We start from the raw sequence: 12,301 nt of genomic DNA, 5'->3' as shown, positions 1-12,301 counted from the left end.
TATAAAAGGATCTTCGACTAACAACCACCACGTCCTGTGCAAGTGAGGAGGCTTGCGGACGCCCGCGGATAGGTAGTGAATTTTGAAAAAATCAACAATAACGTTTTACAATCTGAAAATAAAAAAAGCGAAAGGAAAAATCCCCTCTCGCTTTTCTAAAAAACGTATATGTACCCAACGAATTTCGGGTTTCTTTATAACGCAACAGCTTTAATGATCACTGCCGTAAAGAAAATGACGGTGAAGAACAAGAACGAATAGAGAAAACCAAGTCCAGAATCAACTACATCATTGGTTTTTGCCTGTACATCTTTTTCAAAGTCATTCATTTCCGCAACCCTCCTGTTTCAACTCAAGTATACGGTATCTATCGCAAAAAATCCATATATCTATTTTTTACGATTAAGTGAAACTTATGCGATTCATGTCATTCATTAAACACCTAAAATCTTGCCCATATTGCTAAGAGTTGACACCTATACTTTCACCCTGCATAGGATAACATAACAATAAGCTTACGGGGAAGAGTTTTATCGTTAGTGGTGAAGCTTCCCGGGTCTTGACCGCTAACGTTTATATAAATGGAGGTTTGACTTTAGGGGTCGGACCTCCTTTACCCTGTACCTTGGCAATTTTATCATATATGCTTAAGATATTATAGTGGGGTGATGAAATTGTCTATAAAGGATTTGAATAAGAAGCTGAAGAATGAAACCTACTCTTCACTTTATTTATTATACGGAAAAGAAAAATACATATTGGAATATACTCAAAAAATGATTGTACATGCCGTTTTGGAGGAAGCAACTGCTGATTTCAACCTATCTGCTTTCGATATGGAAGAGCAATCAATTGACACTGCGATTGAAGATGCAGAAACCCTTCCATTCATGGGTGAACGCCGGGTTGTCATCATACAGAATCCATATTTTCTGACAGGTGCAAAAACCAAAAGTAAAGTGGAACATGATTTGAAGCGACTGGAATCGTATCTCAAAGATCCTTCCGAGCAAGCGATTGTCATTTTTGTCGCACCATATGAAAAGTTGGATGAACGGAAAAAGATCGTCAAGACGTTGAAAAAGCAAGCGGAAGTGATTGTAGCAGATAAAATGAATGTCCGTCTGCAAAAGGATTGGATTGAACACGCAGCAAAAGAAGCCAATGTCACAATATCAAACGAGGCTGCAGAAAGGCTGATCCAACTTCAAGGTGAAAATTTGGCATTGCTCATCAGTGAAGTCAAAAAGATGGCTCTCTATGTTGGCGAAGGGGAGCAGATCGATCCTCAAACCGTCGATGAATTGATTTCGCGTTCTCTCGAAAGCAACGTGTTCACGATGGTCGAGCATGTAGCGAACCGCAGGATTGATTCAGCTTTACGAATCTGCTATGACCTATTGAAACAGAATGAAGAACCGATCAAATTGATGGCTTTGCTATCAAGACAGTTCCGCATTATTCTCCAGGTCAAACAATTACGGGCACAAGGTCATACGGAAAAGAATATTGCATCAACTCTGTCGTTACACCCATATGCAGTTAAAATTGCTGCAAAACAAAGTGCTTCTTTTCAGGAGGATGAGCTGAAAGCATTATTGATGAAAGCAGCCGATGCTGATTTTGAGATGAAAACCGGCCAAAGGGACAAAACGCTGACACTGGAGCTTTTCTTGACCAGCCTCGCCCGGCAGCCACAAACGAATTAAGTTAGCAGTAAACTGACTCCTCTCGTGATAGAGGAGTCAGTTTTTTGTTTTAAAAAGCATACTACTATTAGGTTCACGACAAGCTGAGGACTTAACACGTTTTCGTAAGCGGAGGAGCTGTTGAAATTAGAGGACAACTGTTCCGCTATCTGTGCCAAAAAGTGTTGATTTCAAAAATTAGAGGACATACATTCCCTTATTTTGGTAAAACGACACTGATTTTCTCTGGTTTTAGGCGAATAAGGTCTTTGGTGTCCACTAATAATTGTTTGGGAAAAGTTCTTGCTACGGAAAACAACATATCTGAGTGCAAGTGAGGGTTTTCGGAGTGGATTTTTCACAAAAATCAATAATTGGTTATGACAGAAATAAAAAACGACCTGTTAGGTAGGTCGTTTCAGATTCCAGTATTTCATTCACATATGAATTAAGCGCTAACGCCGTTCAATTGCTTTGCAAGACGAGATTTCTGTCTAGCTGCAGCGTTCTTGTGAAGGATTCCTTTACCAGCGGCTTTATCAAGCTTTTTGGTTGCAACCAAGAATGCATCTTTAGCACCTTCAGCATCGTTGTTAGCTACTTTCGTTTCAAAGTTCTTGATAGCAGTACGCATGGATGATTTCATCGCTGCATTGTGTGCACGACGCTTATCGTTTGTTTTAACACGTTTAATAGCAGATTTAATATTTGCCAATTCCGTTCACCTCCTTGAATGCAACCGAAATTGCGGAAAATACAACACAAGATATTCTATCAAACCGTTCGTATAATTGCAATCTCTTTTGTACAAAGATAATCAGTTGACTGCTCTTTTTTTACAGGGAAATCCGAATCGAAAGAATGAAAAAAGTGGAAGAAGGCTATCCTATTTGATAATGCTAACAATAATCAGGGGTGAGCGTGCCAATGGATAAAGATCTAGAATTATATAACGTCAGAACCGATTTGGCGATTGAATCCAATGAGATGATCACAAAAGAACAGGAAGAAGAATCGAAGCACACGATCGATGGCGTCATCGTCAAAGAACGTGAAATGGATGGGATTAAACTCACAAGGGTTGAAATAGAAGAAGCTGGACAAAAAGCGACTGGAAAAAAACCAGGTATTTATTTGACGATGGAAATGCAAGGTATCCGACAGAAGGATTCTGCTTTACAGCAGCGGGTTCAGGATGTCTTTGCCCATGAATTCGCTAATTTCCTTCAGGAGCTTCAGATTCCGAAAGAGGCAAGCTGTCTTGTAGTCGGTTTAGGAAATCTGAATGTCACACCAGATGCTCTCGGACCTCGTACGACAAATAACCTTCTTGTCACGAAACACTTGTTTGAATTGGCACCAGAAAACGTAGAGGAAGGCTTCCGTCCAGTCAGTGCTCTTTCCCCCGGGGTCATGGGGACAACTGGAATCGAAACGAGTGATATCATCATCGGTGTCATTGAAAAATCTAAACCTGATTTCGTGATTGCAATTGATTCCTTAGCATCCAGGGCAGTAGAACGGGTAAATACGACGATTCAAATCTCGGATACTGGCATCCATCCAGGTTCAGGTGTGGGAAATAAGCGTAAAGAATTGAGCCTGGAAACATTAGGGATTCCGGTCATCGCAATCGGTGTTCCTACAGTTGTTGATGCGGTCACGATCACAAGTGACACGATTGATTACATTTTAAAGCATTTCGGTCGTGAGATGCGTGAAAAAGATGATCCATCAAAAGCACTGACACCAGCAGGAATGACATTCGGCGAGCGTAAAAATCTATCGGATGAGGATATGCCGGATGAAGAAAACCGGCAGGCATTTCTAGGAATGATCGGAACACTTGAAGACACGCAAAAAAGACAATTGATCAAGGAAGTCTTAGCGCCTTTAGGACACAACCTGATGGTTACACCTAAAGAAGTGGATGTTTTCATTGAAGATATGGCGAATGTGATATCTGGCGGTTTGAATGCAGCACTGCATGGTCAGGTCGATCAACAAAACAGCGGATCCTATACACATTGAGTTCTAAGGGTACAATAGCTTGCATAGGCTTGTACCAACACTGATTTTACAATGGATTCAGTAGGAGGAAGTCAGATGGTCCGGTTCATGATGAAGAGTTTCATACTGATATCCGTCCTTTTGTTCGGTATACTGATCGGAATGCAACAGGTCGGAGTTCAAATGGACAAGATGAAGGGCTCGGAGGGTAACAGCGCATTAGAATGGAAAGTCAATGATAGCGGCGATATTGAAGCGGAAGTTCTGGGTTCGCAAATTACGAACCATGACATAAAAGAAAAACAAAAAAAGCTTGAAGAAGTAGAAGCGTTCAATTTGTTTTCCAAGTTAGGAAAAATGGTTTCCTCATTGATCAGTGAAATCCTAACAGTCATCATGACGGTAGTCGGCACAATACTGGACAAGATCCTACACTTTCTGTTTACTTGAATTTGAAGAAGGATGGGCTCATATCGTATCTGTTCATCACGATACGATAGGGCAGATCCTTCTTTTTTATTTGGCTTTTTTTTAAAGGCTGTTTTCGCAAACTAGTTGTTCTTGCACTTAAAGAAAGTATAAAATACTTTCTTCAGTATAAGGGCAACTAAGGCTCGACCTACAAAAGGCTTGGTCTCGCCAAATTTTCTTTAAAAGTCGTTGATTTCCGCTCCAGGATGCTCACTTTCCGCGGGGCGTGCGGTGAGCCCCCTCGTCGCCTAGCGACATTGAATGGTCTCACCTGTCCCACTGATCCCGCAGGACAAGGAAAGCTTCGGCAGGGTTTCAACGCACGAAGAAAATGCGATTTTCATTTTCGAGGAGTCTCGCACCTTGCTCTCCAATCAACTTGCACAAGGTGAGTTTTTAAAATGACTCAAAAGCAACAATCTTTTAGAAAAGAGTCTTTAAAATTAAAATAAAGGCGCGTATAAGCCTTTTCTTGATTTTTCGAATTTCGCGATACTCCTTCGGGAAGAGCGTGTCCAAGCAGCCATGTATTCAGCTAACGGACACCAGAGCCGTTATTTGTGAACAAAATCGCTGTTTCTGAATTTTAACGGACACCAGAGCCGCTATTTGTGAACAAAGCAGCTGAATTCCTATGATATTTGCAAAATAAGGTCTCTGGTGTCCGTTAAGTTTGTATAATTCCATTATTTTGGTCAAATAAGGTCTCCTGTGTCCGTTAACGGGTTCGTGTAACTTGGTTTAAGCGAGGGAGAGTGCAGAAGTAAGTATTTGCAGGAAATGACTTGGATCACTTCAAACTTCCTGAGTTGTTTGATTCGAGCCTCCTCGTCCATTTTCCAGTGACCTGAGTGACGAATCGGGTCGTTTCCGCTTTTCGTTTGCCCGCGGAAAGGGAGCGAATCTTATATAAATCAGAAGTCTCACAACACTGGTCACATGCAGATATATACAGAAACAATTGAATAAAGAGAATGCTATTGCTATAATCAATGCTAGCTTAGTTGTACGACCTTAGGAGTGAAGAGAATGAGTAAAGATAAAAAAGTAGAACGCCAATCGAGAATCCGTAACTTCTCGATTATTGCCCATATCGACCATGGGAAATCCACGTTGGCAGACCGGATTCTTGAACAAACCAGTGCTCTGACGCACCGTGAAATGAAAGAACAAATGCTTGATGCCATGGATCTGGAACGTGAACGTGGGATTACAATCAAATTGAATGCTGTTCAATTGACATACAAAGCAAAAGATGGAGAAGAATACATTTTCCACCTTATTGATACGCCTGGACACGTCGATTTTACATATGAAGTTTCGCGAAGCTTAGCTGCTTGTGAAGGTGCTTTGTTGATTGTCGATGCTGCTCAAGGAATCGAAGCACAGACTTTAGCCAATGTTTATCTGGCACTTGAGAATGATCTTGAAATTTTGCCTGTCATCAATAAAATCGATTTACCGAGTGCAGAACCAGAGCGCGTACGGAAAGAGGTTGAGGATGTCATTGGACTGGATGCCTCTGATGCTGTATTGGCATCAGCAAAAAACGGCATTGGGATTGAAGATATCCTTGAGCAGATTGTTGAAAAAGTGCCTGCACCACAAGGAGATCCGGAAGCGCCGCTTAAAGCGTTGATCTTCGATTCGCTTTATGACAGCTACCGTGGAGTCGTCGCTTATATTCGAATTACAGAAGGTACCGTCAAGGTGGGTCAGAAGATCAAAATGATGGCTACTGGTAAAGAATTCGAAGTCAACGAATTAGGCGTATTCACACCGAAGCCAGTAATGAAAGATGAATTGACTGTCGGGGATGTCGGTTTTCTAACAGCATCGATTAAGAATGTCGGTGATACCCGCGTCGGAGATACGATCACATCAGCGAAAGGCGGAGCGGATACACCACTCCCTGGTTACCGGAAAATGAACCCGATGGTGTTCTGTGGTTTATATCCAGTTGACTCGAATAATTATAATGACCTTCGAGAAGCATTAGAGCGGTTAGAGTTAAATGATTCATCTCTTCAATACGAGGCAGAAACCTCACAAGCATTAGGCTTTGGTTTCCGTTGTGGTTTTCTTGGGCTGCTTCATATGGAAATCATCCAGGAGCGTATTGAACGTGAATTCGGAATTGATTTGATTACGACTGCACCAAGCGTTATCTACAATGTCCATCTTACTAATGGAGAAGAATTGATTGTCGATAATCCGTCAAATATGCCTGATGCACAATCGATTGAAAAAGTGGAAGAGCCGTATGTAAAGGCATCGATCATGACGCCGAACGATTATGTTGGTGCAGTCATGGAGATCTGCCAGAAGAAACGTGGAAACTTCATTACGATGGAATACTTGGATGATATCCGCGTCAATGTCATTTATGAAATTCCATTATCGGAGATCGTATACGATTTCTTCGATCAATTGAAATCAAGCACCAAAGGTTACGCCTCTCTTGATTATGAATTGATCGGTTACAGACAATCCAGACTTGTGAAGATGGATATACTCTTAAATGGTGAGAAAATTGATGCGCTCTCTGTCATCGTGCACCGGGACTTTGCTTACGAACGCGGAAAAGTTGTCGTTGAAAAATTAAAAGAACTAATACCTCGACACCAATTTGAAATCCCTGTCCAGGCAGCGATCGGGCAAAAAATCGTCGCAAGGACAAATATCCGTGCATTACGTAAAAACGTACTTGCCAAATGTTACGGGGGGGACATCTCCCGTAAACGTAAGCTGTTGGAGAAGCAAAAAGAAGGTAAGAAACGGATGAAAACCGTCGGGAATGTCGAAGTTCCACAAGAAGCTTTCATGTCCGTACTACGTATGGATTCTGACGATTGATAATATGCTGGTAAGGACTGGCCGACCGCCAGTCCTTCATTTCATTTAAAGAAAGTATAAGAATACTTTCTCCAATGTAAGTGCAACTAAGGCTCAGCCTTCGCCTAAGGCTTGGCTTTGCCAAGTTTTCTTTATTAATTTGAGAGTGTGATGAAGATGGTAAAAGCTGCTTATATCCATATACCGTTCTGTGAACAAATCTGCCATTATTGTGATTTCAATAAATTTTTGATAGAAGGACAACCGGTTGATGATTATTTGGACGCCATGGAACGTGAAATCGAAAAAATGTTGAAGGAGTATCCAGCAGAACCGCTCGGAACGATTTATATCGGCGGAGGGACCCCGACGGCTCTTGATTATGTGCAGCTAGAACGGATGCTCGACATCGTAAACATTAATCTTAAGCCGGGTGTCGATACGGAATTCACGGTGGAAGCTAATCCGTCAGTGACCGAAAGACAAAAACTGCAAATTTTAAAAGAAGCGGGAGTCAATCGGCTCAGTATCGGTGTGCAAGCATTCCAGGATTCGCTCCTTACAGCACTCAACCGGAATCATCGAAGGAACGATGTTGCGAGGATGATCAATGAGGCTCAGACGATAGGATTTAAAAACATCTCGATCGATTTGATGTTCGGATTACCGGGCCAGACACTTGAAATGTTCAAGGAATCTGTAAGTCTTGCACTTCAATTGAATGTGCCGCATGTTTCTGCTTATTCTCTTCAAGTAGAAAAACAGACGGTCTTTGGAATCCGTGATAAGAAGGGACAGCTGTCGCTCCCTGGGGAAGAACAAGAATCGGATATGTTCGAATACCTGATCGATACATTGAAACAAAACGGTTTCGCCCAATATGAAATCAGCAATTTTGCAAAACCAGGATATGAAAGCAGGCATAACCAGATGTATTGGAAGAACGAACGCTACTACGGGATCGGTGCTGGGGCCCATGGGTATGTGAATGATATCCGCTACGAAAATGTCAAACCGTTGCCGCATTATATACGTAAAATCAATGAAGGGGTATTACCCCAAAGAATCGTGACTAGACTAGAAATGAAAGACCGTATGGAAGAAGAGGTTTTTCTTGGTCTCCGTAAGATGGATGGGGTCAATAAAGCTCGCTTTTATGAAAAATATAACCTTGAAATTGAGGAAGTTTTTTCTGAACAGATTGATAAATTGACTGCAGAGGGGCTCCTGATCAATGACAGAAAAAGTATTCGCCTCACGAACAGAGGACTTTTTCTCGGCAATGAAGTTTTTCAAGAATTTATTGGTGTAATATAAATATTGACAAAGTATTTTCTCTTTTGGTAATTTATAAATTAGAATTAGCACTCAAACAGAACGAGTGCTAACAAAGGGGATGAGACTCGATGTTAACGGATCGTCAGCTGTTAATTCTCCAGATACTTATTGATGAATATATACAGAATGCTGAGCCTCTTGGATCAAGGAGTATCTCTAAGCGGCAGGACATCTCGTTCAGTTCTGCAACGATTCGAAATGAGCTTGCTGATCTTGAAGATTTGGGTTTCATCGAGAAGACACACAGTTCTTCAGGGCGGATCCCTTCTGAAAAAGGGTATCGTTTCTATGTAGATAATTTGTTGTCACCTGTAGAAATGCGAAACAAGGATATGAAGCGGATTCACTCTTTGTTCCATGAAAAGATGCTGGAACTAGAGATGTTGATTGAACATTCAGCGAATCTACTCTCTGAAATCACCAACTATACATCCATCATATTAGGACCTGAAGTTTATGAAACAAAGCTGAAGCATTTGCAGATCGTCCCTATTTCTAAAGGTACTGCGATATTTGTATTAATTACCGATACTGGTCACGTAGAAAAATATACGGTCGAATTGCCGGATGAAATGGATGCATCTGATCTTGAGCGGACGGTCAACATTTTAAATGAACGATTGAAAGGCGTCCCATTTTCGCATCTGAAGATGAAGTTGCAACAGGAAGTTCAAGGTTTATTGAAAACACATCTTCAAAATTATGAGAAGACACTTGATTTCCTTGCACAGCTTTTCAAAAACGAGAAATCCGATAAAATTTATTATGGCGGTAAAACGAACATTCTCAATCAGCCTGAATTCCAGGATGTTGAAAAAGTGAAAGCTCTTTATAATGCGATCGAGAAGCAAGATTTGATCCATCAGCTTCTACATCAAGGAAATACGGATAAGATCAATGTCAAAATTGGAGCTGAAAACACCATCCAGGAGATGAAGAATTGCAGTCTGATCACGGCAAGTTATTCTATAGGCGGTCAGCATATGGGTACTCTTGCCATCCTGGGACCAACCCGAATGGAATACCCACGTGTAATCGGTTTGCTTGATTTGCTTTCAAAAGATTTGACGAGAGTACTTACGCAACGGTATTATTCAAACTGATTGTGGTAATACCTTTATAAGGACGAAAACTTATTCAAAGCATTTAAAGGGTGGGAGAACTCTTTATCTCCCATTCTTCAGTATGTTTTTTTAACGGAATTAAAGATTGATGATTAGATCATTGATCAGGTCAGGGAGGTGAGTGTAGTGGAAGAAAACAAACAGCAAGGTATTCAAGATAATGAAGAATCTATCGAAGAATCGAAAGAGGAAAGTCGAGATGAAGAAACGGTAGAGCAGTCTGCCGATAACACGATTGAGCTTGAAGCTGAAGAAGATAACCGAGTGACTGAATTTGAAAGGGAACTCGAAGAAATAAAAAATCGTATGGTCCGAGTGCAAGCTGATTATGATAATTTCCGCCGCCGTACGCGAGAAGAAAAAGAAGCGGCTGCGAAATATAGAGCACAAGGAATAGTAGAAGGGTTGCTTCCAGTCATCGATAACTTCGAACGTGCCTTGAACGTACAAACTGATGTTGAACAAGCTGATTCTTTACATCAAGGAATGAAGATGGTTTATAATCAGTTGATTGAGGTATTAAAGAATGAAGGTGTTGAGGAAGTGCCTGGAGCAGGAGAGGTGTTTGATCCGCATCAGCACCAGGCTGTCATGCAAGTGCAGGAAGATGATTACGAAGACAATACGATCGTAGAGGTCCTTCAAAAGGGCTACAAATTGAAAGACCGTGTTGTACGTCCTGCAATGGTGAAAGTGAATTCAAAGTAATCAACACTTTTTAAGTAATAGTTATCAATGTAGTGTTCACGAGACTCTTGCGGGAAAGCGAGTCAGGCAAGAACTCACGGTACCACACACATCCTAGTGCAAGTGAGGAAGCTTACGAATCGCCCAAGGAAAGAGAATGTATTTCGCTTAGTGAACAAATTACACTTTTAGAATGAACTACAAACGCTACATATTAAATATAGGAGGAATTTTCATGAGCAAAGTAATTGGTATTGACTTAGGTACAACAAACTCTTGTGTTGCTGTAATGGAGGGTGGGGAAGCAACAGTTATCCCGAACCCAGAAGGAAACCGCACGACACCATCTGTCGTCGCATTCAAAGATGGGGAGCGTCTAGTCGGAGAAGTCGCAAAACGTCAAGCAGTTACAAATCCGAATACGATTATTTCTATCAAGCGTCACATGGGTACTGAATATAAAGTAGAAGCTGAAGGAAAAGAATACACACCACAGGAAGTCTCAGCAATCATCCTTCAAAAGCTTAAAGCTGACGCTGAGGCATACCTTGGTGAAAAAGTTACAAATGCTGTCATCACAGTGCCGGCTTACTTTAATGATTCTCAGCGCCAAGCAACGAAAGACGCTGGAAAAGTTGCAGGTTTGGAAGTTGAACGTATCATCAACGAACCTACAGCAGCTGCGCTAGCATATGGGCTTGAAAAAGAAAATGATCAAACAATTCTTGTATACGACCTAGGTGGAGGAACATTCGACGTGTCCTTGCTTGAACTAGGAGACGGGTTCTTCGAAGTTAAAGCAACATCTGGCGATAACGAACTAGGTGGAGATGATTTTGACCAAGCAATCATCGACTATCTCGTTAGTGAATTCAAAAAAGAGAATGGAATTGATCTTTCTCAGGATAAAATGGCTCTTCAACGTTTGAAGGATGCTGCAGAGAAAGCGAAGAAGGACCTTTCTGGTGTAACGCAAACGCAAATTTCGTTACCATTCATTACGGCTGATTCATCTGGTCCAAAACACTTGGAAGTGAACTTATCACGTGCCAAGTTCGATGAAATGACTTCTCAATTAGTTGAACGTACTATGGGGCCGACACGTCAAGCGATCAAGGATGCAGGGCTTACACCATCTGAGATTGACAAGGTCGTCCTTGTTGGCGGCTCAACTCGGATCCCTGCTGTTCAAGAAGCAATCAAGAAAGTCACTGGAAAAGACCCGCATAAAGGTGTCAACCCGGATGAAGTTGTTGCACTTGGTGCAGCAATCCAGGCAGGTGTCCTTACAGGGGACGTCAAAAATGTCGTCTTATTAGATGTAACACCACTTTCTCTTGGAATCGAAACAATGGGTGGCGTGAACACGAAGCTTATCGAGCGTAACACGACAATCCCTACGAGTAAGTCTCAGGTGTTCTCAACAGCAGCTGACAATCAACCGTCTGTCGATATCCACGTCCTCCAAGGGGAGCGTGAAATGGCTGCAGACAACAAGACTCTGGGCCGTTTCCAATTGACTGACATCCCACCAGCACCACGTGGGGTACCACAAATCGAAGTATCTTTTGATATCGATGCGAACGGTATTGTAAATGTTAAAGCGAAGGATCTTGGAACAAATAAAGAACAATCCATCACAATCACTTCTTCTTCAGGACTTTCAGAAGAAGATATCGAAAAGATGGTCAAAGACGCTGAAGAAAATGCAGAAGCTGATAAGAAGCGTCGTGAAGAGGTTGATCTTCGTAATGAAGCAGATCAGCTTGTATTCACAACTGAAAAGACTTTGAAAGATCTTGAAGGTAACGTCGACGAAGCTGATGTGACAAAAGCAAATGAAGCGAAAGATAAAGTGAAAAAAGCTCTAGAAGGTGACGACCTTGAAGAAATCCGTACAGCAAAAGAAGAGTTACAACAGATTGTTCAAGAGCTATCAACTAAACTTTACGAACAAGCTGCTCAACAGGCTCAAGCTGCACAAGAAGGCGGAGAAAATCAAAACGCACAAGATGATGATGTAGTGGATGCTGATTATGAGGAAGTAAACGACGATAACGAGAAGAAGTAACCACAATAAGGAAAAGTCAAAGTCAGTCTTCAAGGCTTTGACTTTTTCTATGCTGGGACAATTTAATGGCAACATGT

The 12,301-nt window shown here is 41.6% G+C and carries 11 protein-coding genes; 9 read left to right on the top strand and 2 right to left on the bottom strand.

The window, feature by feature from the left end; translation table 11 throughout:
* Positions 1 to 194: 194 nt before the first annotated feature.
* The gene (locus ACTWQL_RS11000; protein ID WP_221565692.1) at positions 195 to 329 is read right to left on the bottom strand and encodes a YqzM family protein; all 135 of its coding nucleotides are present in this window, start codon (positions 327 to 329) and stop codon (positions 195 to 197) included.
* Positions 330 to 674: 345 nt separating this feature from the next.
* On the opposite strand from ACTWQL_RS11000, the gene holA reads away from it, so the two are divergent.
* The gene (holA, locus tag ACTWQL_RS10995) at positions 675 to 1,709 is read left to right on the top strand and encodes a DNA polymerase III subunit delta (RefSeq protein WP_443142490.1); all 1,035 of its coding nucleotides are present in this window, start codon (positions 675 to 677) and stop codon (positions 1,707 to 1,709) included.
* A 427-nt stretch (positions 1,710 to 2,136) separates the two neighbouring features.
* Here holA and rpsT read toward each other — a convergent pair whose 3' ends face one another.
* Positions 2,137 to 2,403 carry a 30S ribosomal protein S20 gene (gene rpsT / locus ACTWQL_RS10990; protein WP_443142489.1) on the bottom strand — a complete coding sequence of 89 codons (267 nt, stop codon included), beginning with the start codon at positions 2,401 to 2,403 and terminating at the stop codon, positions 2,137 to 2,139.
* A gap of 212 nt (positions 2,404 to 2,615) precedes the next feature.
* Here rpsT and gpr point away from each other — a divergent pair, with 212 nt between their 5' ends.
* The 8 genes from gpr (at position 2,616) to dnaK (ending at position 12,224) form a co-directional block, all read left to right on the top strand.
* Complete coding sequence (gene gpr, locus ACTWQL_RS10985) at positions 2,616 to 3,719, top strand: GPR endopeptidase (protein ID WP_443142488.1); 1,104 nt, start codon at positions 2,616 to 2,618, stop codon at positions 3,717 to 3,719.
* A gap of 75 nt (positions 3,720 to 3,794) precedes the next feature.
* The gene (locus ACTWQL_RS10980; RefSeq protein ID WP_443142487.1) at positions 3,795 to 4,148 is read left to right on the top strand and encodes a DUF3679 domain-containing protein; all 354 of its coding nucleotides are present in this window, start codon (positions 3,795 to 3,797) and stop codon (positions 4,146 to 4,148) included.
* Between the two features lie 282 nt (positions 4,149 to 4,430).
* On the top strand, positions 4,431 to 4,574 hold the full coding sequence (locus tag ACTWQL_RS10975) for a hypothetical protein (protein ID WP_443142486.1): 144 nt from the start codon (positions 4,431 to 4,433) through the stop codon (positions 4,572 to 4,574).
* A 624-nt stretch (positions 4,575 to 5,198) separates the two neighbouring features.
* The gene (lepA, locus tag ACTWQL_RS10970; protein WP_443142485.1) at positions 5,199 to 7,025 is read left to right on the top strand and encodes a translation elongation factor 4; all 1,827 of its coding nucleotides are present in this window, start codon (positions 5,199 to 5,201) and stop codon (positions 7,023 to 7,025) included.
* A 156-nt stretch (positions 7,026 to 7,181) separates the two neighbouring features.
* The gene (hemW, locus tag ACTWQL_RS10965; RefSeq protein WP_443142671.1) at positions 7,182 to 8,321 is read left to right on the top strand and encodes a radical SAM family heme chaperone HemW; all 1,140 of its coding nucleotides are present in this window, start codon (positions 7,182 to 7,184) and stop codon (positions 8,319 to 8,321) included.
* An 89-nt stretch (positions 8,322 to 8,410) separates the two neighbouring features.
* A complete protein-coding gene (hrcA, locus tag ACTWQL_RS10960; RefSeq protein WP_443142484.1) occupies positions 8,411 to 9,445 on the top strand; it encodes a heat-inducible transcriptional repressor HrcA in 1,035 nt (344 codons plus the stop codon).
* A gap of 147 nt (positions 9,446 to 9,592) precedes the next feature.
* Positions 9,593 to 10,174: a nucleotide exchange factor GrpE gene (grpE, locus tag ACTWQL_RS10955; RefSeq protein WP_443142483.1), complete on the top strand. Its 582-nt coding sequence runs from the start codon at positions 9,593 to 9,595 to the stop codon at positions 10,172 to 10,174.
* Between the two features lie 214 nt (positions 10,175 to 10,388).
* On the top strand, positions 10,389 to 12,224 hold the full coding sequence (gene dnaK / locus ACTWQL_RS10950; protein WP_443142482.1) for a molecular chaperone DnaK: 1,836 nt from the start codon (positions 10,389 to 10,391) through the stop codon (positions 12,222 to 12,224).
* The last annotated feature ends 77 nt before the right edge of the window (positions 12,225 to 12,301 follow it).

The sequence above is a fragment of the Pseudalkalibacillus sp. R45 genome (assembly GCF_052246725.1).
GTDB lineage: Bacteria > Bacillota > Bacilli > Bacillales > Fictibacillaceae > Pseudalkalibacillus.
The sequence above is the reverse complement of the archived record's forward strand: the minus strand, read 5'-3'. Positions and strand labels throughout refer to the sequence as shown.

Bases quoted from the DNA above. Each gene is read 5' to 3' on its own strand.
- dnaK (WP_443142482.1), top strand. From the start codon at position 10,389: ATGAGCAAAGTAATTGGTATTGACTTAGGTACAACAAACTCTTGTGTT.
- ACTWQL_RS10980 (WP_443142487.1), top strand. From the start codon at position 3,795: ATGGTCCGGTTCATGATGAAGAGTTTCATACTGATATCCGTCCTTTTG.
- hemW (WP_443142671.1), top strand. From the start codon at position 7,182: ATGGTAAAAGCTGCTTATATCCATATACCGTTCTGTGAACAAATCTGC.
- ACTWQL_RS11000 (WP_221565692.1), bottom strand. From the start codon at position 329: ATGAATGACTTTGAAAAAGATGTACAGGCAAAAACCAATGATGTAGTT.
- ACTWQL_RS10975 (WP_443142486.1), top strand. From the start codon at position 4,431: ATGGTCTCACCTGTCCCACTGATCCCGCAGGACAAGGAAAGCTTCGGC.
- hrcA (WP_443142484.1), top strand. From the start codon at position 8,411: ATGTTAACGGATCGTCAGCTGTTAATTCTCCAGATACTTATTGATGAA.
- lepA (WP_443142485.1), top strand. From the start codon at position 5,199: ATGAGTAAAGATAAAAAAGTAGAACGCCAATCGAGAATCCGTAACTTC.
- gpr (WP_443142488.1), top strand. From the start codon at position 2,616: ATGGATAAAGATCTAGAATTATATAACGTCAGAACCGATTTGGCGATT.